This is a genomic window from Bacillus sp. 105MF, assembly GCF_000374885.1.
In the GTDB taxonomy this organism is placed as follows: Bacteria; Bacillota; Bacilli; order Bacillales; family Bacillaceae_G; genus Bacillus_A; species Bacillus_A pseudomycoides.
Genome location: NZ_KB895568.1, coordinates 89,862 through 107,885, shown reverse-complemented (window position 1 = coordinate 107,885; position 18,024 = coordinate 89,862). Strand labels below are relative to the sequence as shown.

Below are 18,024 nucleotides of genomic sequence, written 5' to 3'. Positions count from 1 at the left end.
GTAGCTAACAGAATGACTGTTAGCTACCTTTTTTATAGATTTGGAATTTGCCAATCAATTTTTTTCTCATCCATACTAGATAAGAGGTCATTTACTTTTGAAAACGGCTTGCTGCCAAAGAAACCTCGTCTTGCTGATAAAGGACTTGGATGTACAGATTCAATAATATGATGATTCGAGTTTGTAATCAGTTTTTTCTTTGCTTGTGCATGGCGCCCCCACAATATGAAAATTAAAGGTTTTTCACGTTCATTTAACAGTTCAATAACATGATCTGTGAAATGCTCCCATCCTTTTCCCTTATGAGAATTTGCTTCTCCTTGTCTCACAGTTAACACCGCATTAAGTAATAATACGCCTTGCTCTGCCCATTTCACTAAATAACCGTTATTCGGAATTTCACAACCAAGATCTGCATGCAATTCTTTGTACATATTTTGCAGTGATGGTGGTGTTTTCACGCCAGGTTGCACAGAAAAACTTAACCCATGCGCTTGATCTGGTCCATGATATGGATCTTGTCCTAAAATAACAACCTTTGTATCCTTATAACTTGTATAATGTAGTGCATTAAAAATATCATTGGCTTTCGGATATATGACATGGGTACTATATTCTTCTTTTAAAAACTGTCTTAGTTTTTGATAATATGGTTTCTCGAATTCTGGTGCAAGTAACGGCTCCCAATCATTCTTTAAAATATGTTCCATCTCTTCACTTCCTATTCATTTAATTGACCATGTCTTGCTTCGTAAATACGACAAATGAAATGATAAGAGAAACTACAGCCCAAGCTGTTAAATTCATCAATGAAAAGCTCATCGATAGACCTTGCAATGCCGGTAACTTCCCTGATAAATAATCTGTGAGCGATAAATTTACGCTAAAAATATATTTTGCCCCTTCCCAAGACGTTGCGAAGGAACTTAAGATACCACCTGCAATTAACGCCGCTAGCATGACTCCCATACCAGCTGGTGTATTACGAATTAACACAGAAACCATAAAGGATATGGTTCCCACAACAATCGCAACAAACCAAGCTAATCCATATGCCATTAAAATATATTGCCACTGCGGAATGAGGTGGACAAAATTTGTATTCAATATTTCTTTATCAATTCCAAAACCCGTCAGTACCGGTAAATTCCACCCGGCATATCCGAAAACAACGCCCGATAATACATAGGAGAAAATCCCCACCAAGAGCAATATAAGTGAGATAAATAACAACATCGTCACATATTTACTGAGAAGAATTTTAAAGCGTCGAATCGGCCGCGTTAGAAGCATTTTCATCGTTCCATCACTTCGTTCTCCCGATACAATGTCAATTGCAACAATCATTACAAGTAGCGGAATAAACAATGTAATTCCTTGTTCAATGAATGCTCGTACAAACGTTGGTGCTCCTGGTGCTGTTGGATTAATATCATGATCTAAATAATATTGTTGCTGCTCCACTCGTACTTTCAGCCAATCCCGCCATTCTTCTGGCAACCTAGAATTATTTAAACGATTTTGCGAATCAACAATTTGCTGCTGAAGTGCTACCTTCCAATCGCTCGTACCAAGGCGTTTTTGCGTTGTCTGCACTTCACGATACTGTGCATAAACAAACAAAGGAATTAAGATTGCCAATATGAGCATGACGACAACAATACGTTTCTTTCGATAGATTTTTTCTGATTCATTTAAAACAAGATTCGCAAATTCACGCATGTTTCTCACTCCCTGTGAGTTCAATAAATAAATCTTCTAGTGTAAATACAAGCTCCTTCACGCTATGTACATCTATTCCGTTTTCTACAAAGCGTTTATTCCAAGCACTAATTGTAGTAATATCCATTCGGCACAATAAACGTTCATCATCTATGCTAATTTCCCTAACTTCTTTTGAAGTTTTTAAAAGTTCTAATGCTCGGGAAATCGGTGTAACAATCCATTCAACACGATCGCTCGCAGTTTTAATCAACTCTTCAATAGGTGCAACTGTAATCATTTTTCCCTTATGAATAATAGCGACACGATCACATATCATTTGTACTTCACTTAGTAAGTGGCTCGAAATAAAGACACTCATGTTTTCTTCTTTCACAAGCTTATGTATAAACTCCCTCATCTCTCTTATACCAGCTGGATCTAGGCCATTTGTTGGTTCATCTAGTATAAGGAGTTTCGGATTTCCAAGAAGAGCCTGCGCGATTCCAAGGCGTTGTTTCATACCCAGAGAATACGTTTTCACTTTATCGTGAATACGCTCGTCTAAATGAACCATTTTCGCAATTTCTAAAATACGTTCATCTGATATACCGCCAAGCATACGTGCAAATTGCTTTAAATTTTCCCACCCTGTTAAATATGTATAGAGCTCTGGATTTTCCACGATGCTACCAATTTGCCGCATCGCTTCTCGAAAGTTCTCTTTAATATTATAACCACCAATAGAAATCGTACCTTCAGTCGCTTTAATAAGACCAACTAGCATCCGAATCGTTGTTGTTTTCCCTGCTCCATTTGGTCCTAAAAATCCAAACACTTCTCCTTGGTTCACATCAAATGAAATGTTTTCAACAAGCGTCTTTTTCCCAATGACCTTTTTCACATTTCGTACTGAAAGTACCGTCGTCATTTCGCCCCTCCTTCATTTAGCTTCAGCTTACTTACAACGCCTTGTAATAAGCGATCCGCCATATATGAGTAGCCAATTTCATTCGGATGAAAATGATCTGAGTATAATAATTCTTTCCCTCGGTTTTGAAACAGATCAAACGTTGGCGTTATATATACATTTTTATTATCTATTGCTAACTTCTCTAAAGATGCATTCCAATCTACAACAATGGATGAAGAACCTTTTAAATCTTCAACATCCTCAAAAGGATTGTATAAACCGAGCCAGAAAATCGGGCTATCTGGATTTAGCTTTCGAATTTCTGTTAAAATTTGTTTTGCCTGATTTTGAAATGTTTCTGTATTAGGGCGATATGTTTCTAGATCTATCTTTCCAAGTGATTCCCATCCTGGAAATAAGTCATTTCCTCCAATTGTTAAAATGATAAGATCCGCTTGCTTAATTGAGTACTGTGCACCACTACTTGCTATTTGTTTCAACAAATCCGGCATTTTCGCACCACTAACAGCTAAATTCGTTAATGCTACCTTTTGTTTGTAATCCTTCTGCAAACTTTCTTTCACTCGTCCCACATAGCCAATTCCTTCTTTATCTCCAACGCCACGCGTTAAAGAATCGCCTAAACTGACAACTTGTAATGTTCCAGGGTGCTGTTTCCCCTTTACTTGTTTTTGTGCTGTCTTCATAGTTAAATTTGAAGCTTTCGGATTTAATACATCATTAATCCCCGAAATAAAACCATATGCAAATAAACAAAAAGATGCAATTGTAATGAGTAAAATTCCTTTTACTAATTTGGATCTCATGTCAAAACCCCTTTTAGCCTCATAGATTGTCCCTAATTATACCAAACGCCTTTTCGAAAAGCGATTTTCATACTTTATGCATTATGTAGTTTCACGAAGGGTCAACTGTGGTAAAAGTTCAATGTTCTTCACATCTATTTTTTCATCCTCTATCTTCTCATATAATATTTCAAATGCTTTCGCACCAACTACTTTACTAGAATGAGCAATTGTTGTAATTCCTAACACATCAGCCACCTCTTGGTCATCGCATCCAATAATTGCAAGATCTTCAGGAATACGAATTCCTTGTTTTTTTGCTTCCGTTACCATACCTGCTGCGATTGGATTACAAGAAACGAGAAATGCTGTTGGTTTCACAGACATGTTAATCCACGCTCTTATCACTTCACGACCATCCTCTACTGTAAAATGCTCTGTAAACTTCCATTCTTCTCGAGATTCTATAGAAATCTCCTGAAGCGCTTCCTCATAAGCTTGTTTTCGTTTTTGACTATTTACGCTATGACTTCTGCCAATACAATATCCAATGTGAGCGTGTCCGTTTTCTATTACGTATTTCATCCCCTGCGAAAACACCTTATAGTGATCAATATGTACGCTAGAAATACACTTAGATTCTATTTCTTCACATGTTACAATCGGACCAAACTTTGTATATTCTTCTATTGTTTTGCAGCCATTCATTCTCGAGCATATAATTACACCATCAAGCTTCTTCATTTTTAACATATGCAAAATTTCAAGTTCTTTTTCGGCACTATAGTTCGTCTGACAGAGCATCATATTATAATTTTTTTTGGCCGTTTCTTTAGAAATCCCCTCAATAATTGCACTGTAATATTGATCATTTACATGCGGCAAAATAACACCTATCACATTCGTCTTTCCTCTTACTAAATGAATCGCATTCACATTTTGGGTGTAATTTAGCTCTTCAATGATTGCTAAAATTTCCTGCCTCTTTTTATCACTTACATACGGATGATTATTTAATACACGTGAAACCGTTGACACTGATACACCGGCAATTTCCGCAATCTTTTTTATATTTGTCATCTTATTTCCTCCCCTTCCCATCATTTAAATAAACCTCATCAAAAAATTCTTTCTTGACCTGGTAAGCTTTCCACAATATATCCTTTTCTAGCAAATACATTCAGAAAGGATTTGAAACATATGATACGTCTAAAACTAGACTATATATTTTTTATTAGCGGACTACTCATCCTATCTCTTGGAATTAACATGATGACAACTATTACTTCCTTTGGCCTTAGTCCTTATGATTCGTTTTTTATTGCGCTATATCAAAACTTTGGAGTAAGTATTGGCTTTTGGATTTTTATGATTAACTTCGCCTTTACACTTATTGTGCTATTTTTGAATAAGAAGCATATTACAATCGGAACAATTGTTACTATGGTTCTTATTTCTGTTTTTGTTGATTGGATTGGTTCTATTACTATCATTATGGATTCAATCCGCTCTCTTCCAAAATATATAACACTTGTGTGCGGAAATCTATTTGTTGGCGCTGGAATTGGAATTTATGTCTCCACACAATTATGTGCAGCACCACAAGAGGCCTTTGTCTTAACAATGTCTGAAAAGAAAAAATGGACGTTTCGCAGAACAGAAATTTCATTAGCTTTGCTATTTTTGACACTCAGTTTCTTATTAGATGGGCCTATTTACTTCGGAACAATTATCCTTTCCTTTACAACAGGCTGGATCATTCAAGCATTTATTCAGATTGGTACAAAAATCCTCCACATGAAAAAAGCCTATTGAGCGAATAACGCTACAATAGGCTTTTTTCATCTATTTTACCGAAAGACAGCTCCCTGAATATAATCAAAGACAACCTTCTCATCATTTTGTAACACGACTGGTTGAATTCCCTTCGTATCAATGGCGATATTTGGATCCTTCAAACCGTTACCTGTTAATACCGCTACAATTTGGCTTCCTTTTGTAATTTCCCCGCTTTGCAATTGTTTATAAACACCTGCAAGAGAAGCACATGAAGCCGGTTCTGCAAAGATTCCTTCATACTTGGCTAGCCATTCATACGCTTCAAGAATTTCACGATCTGTTACTTCGTCAATTTTACCTCGAGATTGTTCTGCAGCTAGGGCGGCTTGCTCCCAACTTGCGGGATTTCCAATTCGAATTGCTGTTGCGATTGTTTCTGGCTCTTCAATTTTATGTCCGTGCACAATCGCCGCTGCTCCTTCCGCCTCAAAGCCGCGCATCTCTGGTAAACCCGTACCAAGTCTTTCGTGATACTCTTTGAAACCTTTCCAATACGCTGTAATATTGCCTGCATTACCAACTGGAATTGCTAAAATATCCGGCGCCTTCCCAAGCGCATCACAAATCTCAAATGCAGCTGTTTTTTGCCCTTCAATTCGGTATGGATTAACAGAATTTACAAGTGTAATTGGTGATGATTCGCTAAGCTTACGTACAATTTGCAAAGCATGATCGAAATTCCCATCAATACTTATAATCTCAGCACCATACATGACAGCTTGCGCTAATTTACCGTATGCAATCTTCCCATTTGGAATAATAACGATGCACGACAGTCCTGCCCTAGCTGCATAAGCCGCTGCAGATGCAGACGTATTACCTGTAGATGCACAGATAATCGCTCCGCTCCCTGCTTCTTTTGCTTTTGCTACCGCCATTACCATACCGCGGTCCTTAAACGATCCGCTTGGATTTGCCCCCTCTATTTTCCCGTAAATTGTTACGCCCCACCGCTTTGAAAGGTTTTCTAGTAAAATAAGTGGTGTATTACCTTCATGCAACGTTAAGGGAGGTGTCTTTTCCGTAATAGGTAAAAACTCCTTATACTCAGCAAGCAAACCTTTCCACATTACCTAGCATCTCCTTCGATTCGATAGTTTGCTTTCACACAATCTATTTCTTCGTATGTCCCCAATGTATGTAAAATATATTCATAGTCTGCAAGTGATGCACGATGTGTTACGATAACAATCTCAGCCTTTCCTTTCTCCCCGAGTGGCATTTGAATAATTTTTTCAAAGCTAACACCGCGTTCAGAGAATAAAGATGTAATTTTTGCAAACACACCAATTTCATCTTTTACATGTAGGCGTAAAAACTTCTTCACAAAAATTTCATCTGGCTCTTTTAATACCTTTTCATACTGCGGAGAAACTGCGCTATTCCCGGTTACACCAAGGCGCACATTTTGCATTACCGCAACTAAATCAGAAACAACCGCTGTCGCTGTCGGTAAACTTCCTGCACCAGGTCCATAAAACATTGTTTCTCCTACCGCTTCACCATATACATATACGGCGTTATATTCATTTTGAACAGCTGCAAGAGGGTGTGTATTCGGAAGTAATGTTGGCTCAACTGTTACCTCTAACTTTTCACCATCACGCTTCGCCAGTCCAATTAATTTAATTGTATATCCTAAGCTTTTACTATATGCGATATCTTCCTCAGTAATGGAAGTAATCCCTTTCACCTTCACATCTCCAAGCTCTACATTTGTAGAAAAACCTAGAGTAGCTAAAATCGTCATTTTCCTTGCTGCATCTAAACCTTCAACGTCTGATGTTGGATCTGCTTCCGCAAATCCAAGCTGCTGCGCTTCTTTTAACACGTCGTCATATGCTCTCCCTTCGTCAGACATTTTTGTCAGAATAAAGTTTGTTGTTCCGTTCACGATTCCCATCACTTTCGTAATAAGATCCGAAGAAAGTCCTTCTACAATGCTGCGCAGAATTGGAATCCCTCCAGCTACGCTCGCCTCGTAAAATAAGTCAGCTTGATTTTCCTTTGCCACCGTCAGTAATTCTGCTCCGTGCAATGCCATTAAATCTTTATTAGCAGTAACAACATGTTTACCATTTTTCAAAGCTTGTAAAATATATGCTTTCGCTTCCTCTATGCCACCCATCACTTCAATGACAACATCAATATCAGGATTATCTATAATTTCATTTGCATTTTTCGTTAATAAGGTAGAGGGTACTTGGACCTCTCTCTCTTTTTCAATATTTTGCACTAATACTTTTGTTACTTTCACTGGGCAACCAACTTGGTGCATAAGACGATCTTGATGATTCGTAATAATACGAACCACACCGCTGCCAACCGTTCCAAGGCCTAATAAGCCCACTTGAATTTCATTCATGATACTGTCCACCCCTCTAAAGAATTGTATTTAGATGCCATTATATAAGTTAAGATTCTGAAAAACAATATATTTTGAACATTCGGAAAAATATAAAGTAATCCGTGTAAAGAAAACGTTGCTACATGTTATATAATGATCAGCTTACAAAATATAAGGGGTTTCTTGATACACATAATAATTTAACCAATTTGAAAATAATAAGTTTCCATGACTCCGCCATCTTATGAGTGGATTTTCAGCTGGATTATTATGTTTAAAATAGTTTTTGGGAACCTTAATATCTAGCCCTCTTTGTTTATCGCGTTCATATTCTTGTTTTAACGTATCGCAGCTATATTCGCTATGACCAAGAACAAAAATATGCTTTCCATCTTGCCCCATAACAAGGTGGACACCTGCTTCTTCTGATGTTGCTAGTAATGTCAACTCTCGTACTTTTTCAATATCAGCTGCGCGTACTTCCGTATGGCGTGAATGTGGTGCAAAAAAGAGCTCATCGAATCCTTGTAACAATTTCACATGCTGCTCATGCACTTCATGCTCGAATACACCAAACATCTTTTCTTCAAGCGAGTATTTCGGAATTCCATAGTGATAATACAGACCCGCTTGTGCTCCCCAACAAATATGCAATGTAGATGTTACATTCGTTTTTGAATAGTCCATTATGCGTCCAAGTTCTTCCCAATAATCTACATCTTCAAAAGGAAGTGTTTCAATTGGGGCCCCTGTAATAATGAGACCATCAAATTTGTCTCCCTCAATATCGCGAAATGTTTTATAAAAACTTGTTAAATGGTCTTGCGCTACATTACGGGATATATGAGACTCCATATGAAGCAAATGCACATCCAGTTGAAGTGGTGTATTACCGAGTAACCTGAGCAATTGCGCTTCTGTTTCTTGTTTTGTTGGCATTAAGTTCAAAATTGCAATTTTTAGAGCACGTATATCTTGTGTTTCAGCTCGCTCTTTTGTCATCACAAAAATATTTTCTTTTTGCAATATTTTACGGGCTGGTAAATCCTTATCAACAATGATCGGCATGCGCTTTGCCTCCAACTAATGCTTCCTCTAGGTCCGCAATAATATCAGAAACATCTTCGATACCGACTGATAAGCGAATTAAATCAGATGTAACACCTGCTAAACGTTGCTCTTCTTCATTTAACTGTCTGTGCGTTGTACTAGCGGGATGAATCACACATGTTCTTGCATCTGCAACGTGTGTCACAAGAGTTGCCAGCTTCACATTTGCAATGAACTCTTTCGCAGATTCTAGTCCTCCTTTAATACCAAATGTTAAAACACCACTTGCACCTTTTGCTAAGTACTTTTGCGCTAACGGATAATTTTCATTACTTTCTAATCCCGGATAATTCACCCATTCAATACGATCATGGTTAGCAAGCCACTTCGCAACTGCAAGAGCATTTTCACTATGACGCTCCATTCGTAAATGTAATGTTTCTAAACCGATGTTGCTAATATACGCATTGAATGGGCTCATACAGTTTCCATAGTCTCTTAATAGTTGAACACGAGCTTTCACAATATATGCCGCCTGGCCAAAATTCTGCACATAACTTACGCCATGATAACTTGGATCTGGTTCGACAAGCTCAGGATATTTTCCATTTGTCCAATCAAAATTTCCTCCATCAATGACAATTCCACCTAATGAACTCGCATGGCCATCAATATATTTCGTTGTAGAATGAACAACAATATTTGCGCCATGCTCAAACGCTTGGCATAAATATGGTGTCGCCAAAGTATTATCCACGATAAACGGTACTTCCAGTTCTTTTGCCGCGTTTGAAAACTCTTTAAAATTTAAAACATTCATCGCTGGATTTCCAAGGGACTCTGCATAAATCAGCTTTGTTTTTTCAGTTGCAAGTGCCACAATCTCATCAGCAGTTAAGTTCGGATTAAAGAATGTTACATCAATACCAAGCTTGCGCAAACTTACTCCAAACAGGTTAAAGGTTCCCCCATAAACGGTTGAAGAACAAAGCAAATGATCACCACTGCCACAAATATTTAAAACAGCAAGCATAATAGCCGCTTGACCAGAGGCTGTCGCAACAGCTCCGGCTCCGCCTTCTAACTCTGTTAATTTTTGTTCAAATGCTGCTAGTGTCGGATTCCCAATACGCGTATAAATATAGCCCTCTGCCTCTAAATTAAAGAGCGCTGCTAAATCATCGGACGTATCGTATTTATACGTCGTACTTTGATAAAGTGGTAAAACACGTGGTTCACCATTCTTCGGTGTATAACCACCTTGCACACAAATGGTTCCTTTTCCCCATGATTCTCCCATTCCTTATTCTCCTTTCTTTTATAGAAAATAAAAAAACTGCTTCTTTCCCTAACAAGAAAGAAGCAGTTTGAAAACACGCTCTAAAGTCTCTTTCTTATCTCTCAGGGTTATTACCTGCAGGATTTGGCACAATTCCGTTACACGGCTGTTGCCAAGGTTTCATAGGGCCTGTCCCTCCACCTTTTCTTGATAAGACTATGCAATTACCGTTGATTTTATAGCAATAATTTCCTAATGTCAATTATTTTTCTGAATATTTATAAAATATTTTATTGACTGTTTATTATCAAAATTCGAATTTAAAGAAACAAGTGAAATATCCCCTTGTCCTCAAGGTAAGCTTAAATAAGAATTACAATGATGAATACGAAGAATAGTAGATACCCTAGAGGTTATGCTCTAATTACTCGAATCCCTTTTACAATATTCCAAATAAAAAAGTATAGACTAATTAGGCCGCAAATACATACCATAATCATTGCGCCAATAGCCATTGTTGTACCTGGTTGCTTAAAACCGACATCCATAATTCCCAATACTACCATTCCTATAAAAGTAGTAATTCCCGGAATAAGATGTGTCCATAGAGCTCGTTTCGCATGACCTTTTGTTTCATGATCTCCGAGAATCCAAACAATTAGCGGGAATAAGACAGGGGCAAAAAGAACACTCCAGTACGAAAAAGAAGATAAAACTTTATTTCCATTCATATGTATCACCTCATGAAATTGTGTTTGTTGTTATACCTTTATTATGTAGGGAAATCTATTGTTTTACTATCGCTAGACCTTACAACAACATGACAGTTTTGTAAGATTCTATAGTGGTAATTTGGTAAGCCTACTGCTTGATATCATGCACGTGATATTCTAAAAAAATTAAGGGCCAAGGATTTTTTGAAAGAACCCTTGGCCATTTTCGTATTTATGAAATATTTGCTTATTTTGCGTGTAAAGCATCTACTGTAAGTGATATATAGATCATATACCATAACACAATCGTTAAAGTAAGAGGTCACAAGTCGTTCAATGGTATAACAATTTATAAAATGCTTATAAAGAACAGCAAGCATGAACCATTAACATTTATGCTTTGTTGTTTTTAAACATAAGATTTTCTTTTATAATAGTCTGTTGAAACTTTCTCATAAAACGCTGCTTTTGTAGTATAAAAATATGGAATCAACCATAAGAAACCGATTCCTAAAGTAAGGATACTTAGTATAAACCAGCCAATAAAACTTAAACATATTAAGAAATAATCCATCTTATGTCCGTTCATCATACGACGACTTTCCGTAATAGCTTGGTTCATTGAAAATTCCGGATGATCATTTAAAATAAAAAATGTCATAGTGTAAGAGAAAATTTTAACAATCCCTGGAATGATAAATAGCAATGTCCATAAAGTAATATAGATATCCATTAGTAAATATATTAAAATTGATTTAATAAGCTTATTTAACCCTTTACACCATTTAAATAATTGCCCAATCCCAACTGTCTTGTCACGAACTGTATTTAAGGCAAGATAGTAAGCACCTAAAGTTAAGGGCCCAACCATTAGCATGACAATAATATCCATCATAAACGATTCTATTACTTTACTCCAGCTCCAAGACCATACGAAAGGGAATATAAAGAACAATGTAGTAACTCCTACTGCTAATCCCCATCTTTCATCAAGCTCATCAAGCGCTTGTTCTTTCAAATCACGAATCAAACAAGAAACCTCCTAAATCTAATACGTATTTTAACTTATACTAGTATACAATTCTCGTAGGGATTACAATAGCATTTTAGACAATTTATATTTATTTCCGTACATGACATGAGCAGTATCATTTCGATGAAATCAAAAGCTTTAAACATCACTTGTATTTTGCTTCTTTAAAAGAAATAATACTAATAATGTTTATAATATATGTTGAATAAGTAATTCTTTAAAAAGATAATATGCATATTCAATTCATTATTTTTATATTAGAATCTCTAATTTTTCATAATAACGTATAAATAGAGGAGGCATAAAAATTGACTATTAGGAGAAATATGCACTATTTACTCATCATGTACGGTATATTTCTAGGTTCTATCGTTGGTGCCACAGTCTGGTTATTTTTAGTTGTCACCAATGCTGGAATTCATTTCATTTGGGAATATTTACCCAAAGAATTTGCATTACCATCTTATTACACAATTTGTGTAACAATAATCGGTGGTTTTCTTATTGGACTATCACAAAAGTACTTTGGTACATACCCACGTTTAATGCCAGAGGTAATGGCTGAATATAAGAAAACAGGTAGGATTGAATACCGTTTTGTACATCAAGCTACATTAACAGCTATTATTGTTTTAGTATTTGGAGCAAGCTTAGGGCCCGAAGCAGCACTTGTCGGGATTATAGGCGGGCTTTGTACATGGGTTGGCGATCGCTTTCATTTTGCTGTAAAAGGAATGCAGGGACTAACAGAAATTGGAATTGGCGCTACTTTAAGTGTTATTTTTAATGCACCGTTATTCGGTTACTTAGCTCCAAGTGAAAATGAGAATGAACGACTTGCTGAAGTTTCCAAAGGGAAAAAAGCTATCGTATATGTCGCTACTACTTTGGCTGGTTTTTCTGTTTATTTATTGCTTAGTAAATTTGATAATCGAGGATCTTTTATTGTTAATTTTGGAGAAGGATCTTTTGCGCTTCATGAATGGGTTGCCTTTCTACCTCTTGCTTGTATAGGTGCTAGTATAGGCTATTTTTACTTCAAGGTAGAACATACATTGGAAAAAGTAGTACATCCTTTTCAAGAATATAAACTAACATTAGGGATTATAGGTGGCATTATTTTAGGGATTGCCGGAACTTTCCTCCCATATACTATGTTTTCAGGAGAACACCAATTAAAAGAATTAGTGAATGAGTGGACAGAATTATCATTTGGGGTGCTGTTTCTTTCAGGTGTTTTAAAATTATGTATAACGGCAGTTTGTTTAAATACAGGTTGGCGTGGAGGACACATTTTTCCGATTATATTTGCTGGAGCAAGTATTGGATATGCTATGGCCACTGTCATACCGCTAGATCCAATTGCTTCTGTAGCTATCGTGACGACAGCCATTTCAAGCTATGCATTACGAAAACCAATCGCTATTACAGTGCTATTACTTATGTTTTTCCCAATTAATTTATTATTACCGATGCTTGGAGCTGCAATGATTGGAAATTTATTTCCACTTCCTAACAATAGTGAGAATAAACAAGCGACTAGCGCAAATATCGAATAGTAAATTGAACTACCCCCACCTTCACTTCGTTTAGAGGAGGGGGTCTTCTCGGTTAAAATGATAAAATTTTCCTTAAAACCTCAAAAGAACTAACATTTTAAAATTTCATACAGCTCATCAAAAGTTTGAATTTCATAAGTCGGAACTATCCCGCTATCGTTTAACTTCTTTTCAGGATTAAACCAGCAAGTATCTAGCCCGGCTAGCTGCCCACCTTTAATATCTGCACTTAAAGAATCCCCGATAATTAATCCTTTCTCCACAGAAAAATTAGAAATTCGTGCAAAGACATAATCGAAGTATTCCTTCATTGGTTTTTGATAACCAGTGCCTTCTGAAACAAAAATGCCCTTAAAGAATGAATGTAATCCTGAATTATGCAGACGTTTATCTTGCGTTTTAGAAACACCATTTGTCACAATATATAAATCATATTGGGTTTGAATATTTTGTATGAATTCAAACACTCCATGAATAAGCTGATTTCCTTCTTCTAAATAACTACGATATTTTTTTTCAAGCAAAAGGCCATCCACCTCTTGACCATACTTCTTAAATAAAATTGAAAATCGAGTATTCACTACCTCATCACGCTCTATTTTTCCTTCTTCAAAGGATTTCCACAGATTTTGGTTTATTTTTTTGTAATGTGCTGCAATTTCATCAGTTAAAGGAATTTTTTGTTCCTCAAAAAGCAAATGTAACGCTGTTCTTTCCGCTGCTTTAAAATCTAATAATGTATCATCCACATCAAATAGTAATGTTTGATATTTCTTCATGTTGCTTCTCTCCCTTTCTTCTATCAAAATACGCTTTTTCTTTTGTCATCAAACAAATCGTATCACTCCTGCTTGCAAAAAGAATAGGAGATATCTCATACTAAATGCGAGGTGAAAAAATGAAAACCGAAAAAGATTCAGATAAGATTCATAGTTATGTAAAATGCTTCAACTTTCAAACGTTCTTTTCGTTTGACATTTTGCCATATATAGAAGTTCATTCGTTTCAAAAAAAAGAAACCATTTGTAACGAAGGAGAGGAATTCCCCTACATCTATTACTTAATTTCAGGAAAAGCAAAAATATATATGAGCCATCAGAATGGCAGGATTTCCTTAATTAATTTTATAAAAGCACCATCAATCATTGGAGAATTAGGATTAATTGGAGTAGAGACATTAACAAAAGGGATTGAAGCTATGGAAGCATGTATCTGTTTAGCTCTTCCCTTGAAAGATTGTCGCCATCTCTTATTACAAGACGCCCATTTCTTACAGCAATTGTGCAAATTCATTGGAGAAAAAACAATTACTCGAACTGAACAATATGCCAAAAGCTATAACTACCCTTTAGAAAATCGATTAGCGGCGTTCATTTTGTTAACAGAGCAAAGCAATTGTTACCTTGAAAAACATACAGAGGCCTCTGAATACTTAAACGTTAGCTATCGTCATCTCTTATACGTATTAAAGCAATTTTGTCAGCAAAATTGGTTAAAAAAAGAAGGAAGAATGTATTTGATACAAGACAGAAAGCAATTACAACAGTTAGCAGATGAACTCAAACGACAATAAAAAAAGCAGTACCAATGCCATAAAGACATTGATACTGCTTATTGAGTAACGATTATTTTGTTCATTAGAATATGCTTGCTACTTTAACTGCTTTCTCAAGACCTTCTGCAATAATCTTTTCTGCTTTATCTGGGAATTGATTATGACCTTCAATGATAACAGTTTCCATATTTGTTACACCGAAGAAGCCCATCATGCTTGCTACATATTTAACAGCCATTTCTACTTCTGCTGCTGGTCCTTCAGAATATACACCACCGCGTGCGTTTAATAACGCAATTTTCTTATCTCCAATAAGACCTACTGGGCCTTCTGGTGTATATTTAAATGTTTTACCAGCGCGGTTTAAGTAATCGATATATGTGTGCAGTACAGCTGGAATTGTTAAGTTCCATAACGGGAAACCAAATACTACTTTATCAGCTGCAAGGAATTGATCTAAATATTTATCAGCAACAGCTACTGCTTTTGCTTCTTCTGCTGTTAAATCAAATCCTCTACTTGCTTTAAATGTGCCGTTAATCATATCTACTCCTACATATGGTAATTCTTCATTGTATAAATCAAGTTCTACCACTGTATCATTGGGATGTGCTTCTTTATAACTTACTAAAAACGCTTCATATAATTTCACACTAACTGCTTGGTCCGCTGGGCGGTTGTTAGCTTTTACAAATAAAACTGTTGTCATGCCTTTTTTCCTCCTATTACTTACTCTTACGTTGTTTATTATCTACTCACTAAAAAGGGACAATCCCTTGTAATTATTGTTGTTTACAAATACATTTTATCCTCTCATCCTAACAATTTCTTCCTCACATAGACGTATCTTTTCATAAAAAAAGTCCGCCTCCTAAAGACTAACTAAGTCCTACGACTTTTGTCTTATACGACCCCATTTTTCACTGCATATAAAGCTGCTTGTGTACGATCCGATAAATTTAATTTTCCTAAAATACTACTTACATGAGCTTTTACTGTTTTTTCTGTAATCACTAACACGGATGCAATTTCCTTATTACTCATCCCTTTTGCCAAGAGCTGCAACACTTCATTCTCCCTTGCCGTTAGTACATCTACATGAATATTTGATGACTCCTGTTTCTCTTCTTGCGGCAAAGTTTGGGAAAGAAGCGCACTTGCTATATCAGGATGAAGCTGAATATTTCCTTTATATGCACTACGGATAGCTTCCACAAGTTGATCTGGTTCAACATCTTTTAGAATATATCCGCTCGCTCCGGCCTTTAAAGCTGGTAAAACATGCGCTTGATCAGAAAAGCTAGTCAATACGAGCACTTTCACATTTGGATATTCTTTTTTAATACACGAGGTTGCCTCAATCCCATCCATCTCTGGCATATATAAATCCATTAAAACAATATCTGGCTGTGCCTCTCCTACTTTCTTTAACGCTTCTTTTCCGTTATTTGCTTCTCCAACTAGCTCCAAATCTTCTTGCGTGCTTAAGAAAAATGCTAATCCTTTTAAAACAACTGTATGATCATCAACTAATAATACTTTTATTTTCACAAGTTCCCCTCATTTTCACATCATAATGGTACGATAACCTTTATACTTGTTCGGTTCTTTTCACTTACAATTGTAATACATCCACCGATTAACTCTGCTCGTTCTCGCATCGTAGTCATACCAAGTGATTTCTTCTCTCTTGCATTCGTTTCTATAAAACCAATACCATGATCAACTACCTCTAAAGATACATCTTTCTCTGTTACTTTGAAGTAAATCGTAGCCTCCATGACACCTGCATGCTTACTTACATTATTTAATGCCTCTTGTCCAATACGCCATAATGTTTCTTCTACTACACGCGGTAAGTCACGCACACCTGTAACCTGCTCACGAATTTTCAAACCTAAGTTTTCACCATATTGCTTTAAAGCTGAAAGCAATCCCTTTTCTAATCCTTCTGGACGAAGCTGCCAAATAAGTGTCCGCATTTCTTTTAAAGCACCTTGCGCTAACTCTCTCATCTCATGAAGAGATTGATCTACCCTTTCATTTTGTCCCTTCAAAACAGCTTCCGCTCCCTTCGTCATGAAGATTAATGAAAATAGCTTTTGTGAAACTGAATCGTGCAGATCCCTTGCTAAACGGTTACGTTCTTCCATTCGGACCAGTTCGCGACGCTGTTCATTTAATCGTAAATTCTCAATCATTAATGAAATATGATTCGTTAACGCTTGAAGTATGTCTACGGTATTTGTATCAAACTCACCTTGATTTGAATTCACACATAAAACACCAAACACATGATTTCGAATATGTATTGGAGCGGCAATAATAGAGCCTTTAGGATGAACACCATTTCCAACTTGTCTTTTCATTAAAACAAGTCTGTTCTTTTCTATTGCTTCCTTTGCCGCTCTCTCTAAACCCGAATCCTTTTGTAATGTACGCTTCTTATAACAAGCTCGCATGGATATCTTTTTTTCTTCTTGTATAAAAAATGCAACTTGCTCCCATAGAAATACATCTCCCACTTGTTTTACAACTTCTTCTGGTAATGTATTTAACTTATGAATTTTTCTTAGTTCCTGAATAAAACGCTCTAGTTTCACATAATAATGAGCCCGCTTCTTTTCATTTTCATATAGTTTCGTTCGTTTTAAAGCTGTTCCAATTTGCAGGGCAACCGATTGTAATAGCATCAGTTCTTCTTCAGAAAAATGTGTTTTCCCTGGACTAGCGACATTTAAGACTCCAAACTCTTCTCCGCCAGCTTTTAATGGAACGGTTGCATGATGAAGAATTCCTTCTGTATCACCCCAATTATTTTCAACCGCATTGTTAATTCGTTTACATTCAATAATATTAACTGCTCGTTCTAATTTCCCCTCCACAAAACGGCGCAAACACCAGCATTCTCCTTCGCACATTGGCTTTTTATCTTGAAAGGTAAGCGCTGCTGGTAAATGATAATCAATTAATTTTGTATACCTACCATTTTCATCAGCAAGAAAAATCCATCCTGTTGTTAATCCTGTTACATGCAGCAATTTTTCTAATACCGCTTGTAGCACATGATATGTATCATTGGATGTATTTAATGTTTCTGCAATCTCTTTTAATATCGCTAATTCGCTTATACGGTTCTCTTGAAACATAAATTGTCTCCTACATACAATATTTTCTTTTCTCATTGTACCAAATTCAATGTATTCTCAAACAAACAAGTAACTTTTTC

At 36.4% G+C, this 18,024-nt stretch carries 18 protein-coding genes and 1 riboswitch; of the genes, 3 read left to right on the top strand and 15 right to left on the bottom strand.

What is annotated here, in order from left to right; translation table 11 throughout:
* Positions 1 to 32 precede the first annotated feature (32 nt).
* The 5 genes from C564_RS0107365 to C564_RS0107345 form a co-directional block, all read right to left on the bottom strand.
* Complete coding sequence (locus C564_RS0107365) at positions 33 to 710, bottom strand: uracil-DNA glycosylase (protein WP_018764881.1); 678 nt, start codon at positions 708 to 710, stop codon at positions 33 to 35.
* 19 nt (positions 711 to 729) lie between these two features.
* Positions 730 to 1,722 (bottom strand): ABC transporter permease, encoded by a 993-nt coding sequence (locus tag C564_RS0107360; RefSeq protein WP_018764880.1) that lies wholly within the window; start codon positions 1,720 to 1,722, stop codon positions 730 to 732.
* The gene (locus C564_RS0107355; RefSeq protein ID WP_018764879.1) at positions 1,715 to 2,632 is read right to left on the bottom strand and encodes an ABC transporter ATP-binding protein; all 918 of its coding nucleotides are present in this window, start codon (positions 2,630 to 2,632) and stop codon (positions 1,715 to 1,717) included. Before C564_RS0107355 ends, C564_RS0107360 begins: the two co-directional genes overlap by 8 nt.
* The gene (locus tag C564_RS0107350) at positions 2,629 to 3,441 is read right to left on the bottom strand and encodes an SGNH/GDSL hydrolase family protein (RefSeq protein WP_003202379.1); all 813 of its coding nucleotides are present in this window, start codon (positions 3,439 to 3,441) and stop codon (positions 2,629 to 2,631) included. Before C564_RS0107350 ends, C564_RS0107355 begins: the two co-directional genes overlap by 4 nt.
* 81 nt (positions 3,442 to 3,522) lie before the next feature.
* Complete coding sequence (locus tag C564_RS0107345; protein WP_018764878.1) at positions 3,523 to 4,500, bottom strand: LacI family DNA-binding transcriptional regulator; 978 nt, start codon at positions 4,498 to 4,500, stop codon at positions 3,523 to 3,525.
* A 120-nt stretch (positions 4,501 to 4,620) separates the two neighbouring features.
* Between C564_RS0107345 and C564_RS0107340 the strand changes: the two genes are divergently transcribed.
* Positions 4,621 to 5,235 carry a YczE/YyaS/YitT family protein gene (locus tag C564_RS0107340; RefSeq protein ID WP_026008491.1) on the top strand — a complete coding sequence of 205 codons (615 nt, stop codon included), beginning with the start codon at positions 4,621 to 4,623 and terminating at the stop codon, positions 5,233 to 5,235.
* Between the two features lie 35 nt (positions 5,236 to 5,270).
* Here C564_RS0107340 and thrC read toward each other — a convergent pair whose 3' ends face one another.
* The 6 genes from thrC to C564_RS0107310 form a co-directional block, all read right to left on the bottom strand.
* Complete coding sequence (gene thrC / locus C564_RS0107335; protein ID WP_003209265.1) at positions 5,271 to 6,329, bottom strand: threonine synthase; 1,059 nt, start codon at positions 6,327 to 6,329, stop codon at positions 5,271 to 5,273.
* Entirely contained in the window at positions 6,329 to 7,624 is a 1,296-nt protein-coding gene (locus C564_RS0107330; protein WP_003202371.1) for a homoserine dehydrogenase, read from the bottom strand. The genes thrC and C564_RS0107330 overlap by 1 nt, the downstream gene beginning before the upstream one ends.
* A gap of 144 nt (positions 7,625 to 7,768) precedes the next feature.
* Positions 7,769 to 8,674, bottom strand: coding sequence for a homoserine O-acetyltransferase MetA (gene metA, locus C564_RS0107325; protein ID WP_018764876.1), 906 nt, complete (start codon positions 8,672 to 8,674; stop codon positions 7,769 to 7,771).
* Entirely contained in the window at positions 8,658 to 9,956 is a 1,299-nt protein-coding gene (locus C564_RS0107320; protein ID WP_018764875.1) for a bifunctional O-acetylhomoserine aminocarboxypropyltransferase/cysteine synthase, read from the bottom strand. The genes metA and C564_RS0107320 overlap by 17 nt, the downstream gene beginning before the upstream one ends.
* A 91-nt stretch (positions 9,957 to 10,047) precedes the next feature.
* A riboswitch (SAM riboswitch) is annotated at positions 10,048 to 10,152 on the bottom strand.
* 196 nt (positions 10,153 to 10,348) lie between these two features.
* Complete coding sequence (locus C564_RS0107315; protein WP_018764874.1) at positions 10,349 to 10,666, bottom strand: DUF4870 domain-containing protein; 318 nt, start codon at positions 10,664 to 10,666, stop codon at positions 10,349 to 10,351.
* A 391-nt stretch (positions 10,667 to 11,057) separates the two neighbouring features.
* Entirely contained in the window at positions 11,058 to 11,678 is a 621-nt protein-coding gene (locus C564_RS0107310) for a DUF975 family protein (RefSeq protein WP_003202364.1), read from the bottom strand.
* A gap of 329 nt (positions 11,679 to 12,007) precedes the next feature.
* Here C564_RS0107310 and C564_RS0107305 point away from each other — a divergent pair, with 329 nt between their 5' ends.
* Entirely contained in the window at positions 12,008 to 13,240 is a 1,233-nt protein-coding gene (locus tag C564_RS0107305) for a chloride channel protein (protein ID WP_018764873.1), read from the top strand.
* Between the two features lie 89 nt (positions 13,241 to 13,329).
* Here C564_RS0107305 and C564_RS0107300 read toward each other — a convergent pair whose 3' ends face one another.
* Positions 13,330 to 14,019 carry a YjjG family noncanonical pyrimidine nucleotidase gene (locus tag C564_RS0107300; protein ID WP_018764872.1) on the bottom strand — a complete coding sequence of 230 codons (690 nt, stop codon included), beginning with the start codon at positions 14,017 to 14,019 and terminating at the stop codon, positions 13,330 to 13,332.
* Between the two features lie 119 nt (positions 14,020 to 14,138).
* Between C564_RS0107300 and yeiL the strand changes: the two genes are divergently transcribed.
* A complete protein-coding gene (gene yeiL, locus C564_RS0107295) occupies positions 14,139 to 14,813 on the top strand; it encodes a transcriptional regulator YeiL (protein ID WP_026008489.1) in 675 nt (224 codons plus the stop codon).
* A 64-nt stretch (positions 14,814 to 14,877) separates the two neighbouring features.
* On the opposite strand, the gene C564_RS0107290 is transcribed toward yeiL, so the two are convergent.
* The 3 genes from C564_RS0107290 to C564_RS0107280 all read right to left on the bottom strand — a co-directional run bounded on the left by C564_RS0107290 (position 14,878) and on the right by C564_RS0107280 (position 17,944).
* Positions 14,878 to 15,504 (bottom strand): FMN-dependent NADH-azoreductase, encoded by a 627-nt coding sequence (locus C564_RS0107290; RefSeq protein WP_018764870.1) that lies wholly within the window; start codon positions 15,502 to 15,504, stop codon positions 14,878 to 14,880.
* Between the two features lie 194 nt (positions 15,505 to 15,698).
* Entirely contained in the window at positions 15,699 to 16,346 is a 648-nt protein-coding gene (locus tag C564_RS0107285) for a response regulator (protein WP_018764869.1), read from the bottom strand.
* A gap of 20 nt (positions 16,347 to 16,366) precedes the next feature.
* Positions 16,367 to 17,944, bottom strand: a complete 1,578-nt coding sequence (locus C564_RS0107280; RefSeq protein ID WP_018764868.1) for a GAF domain-containing sensor histidine kinase — start codon at positions 17,942 to 17,944, stop codon at positions 16,367 to 16,369.
* Between the last annotated feature and the right edge of the window lie 80 nt (positions 17,945 to 18,024).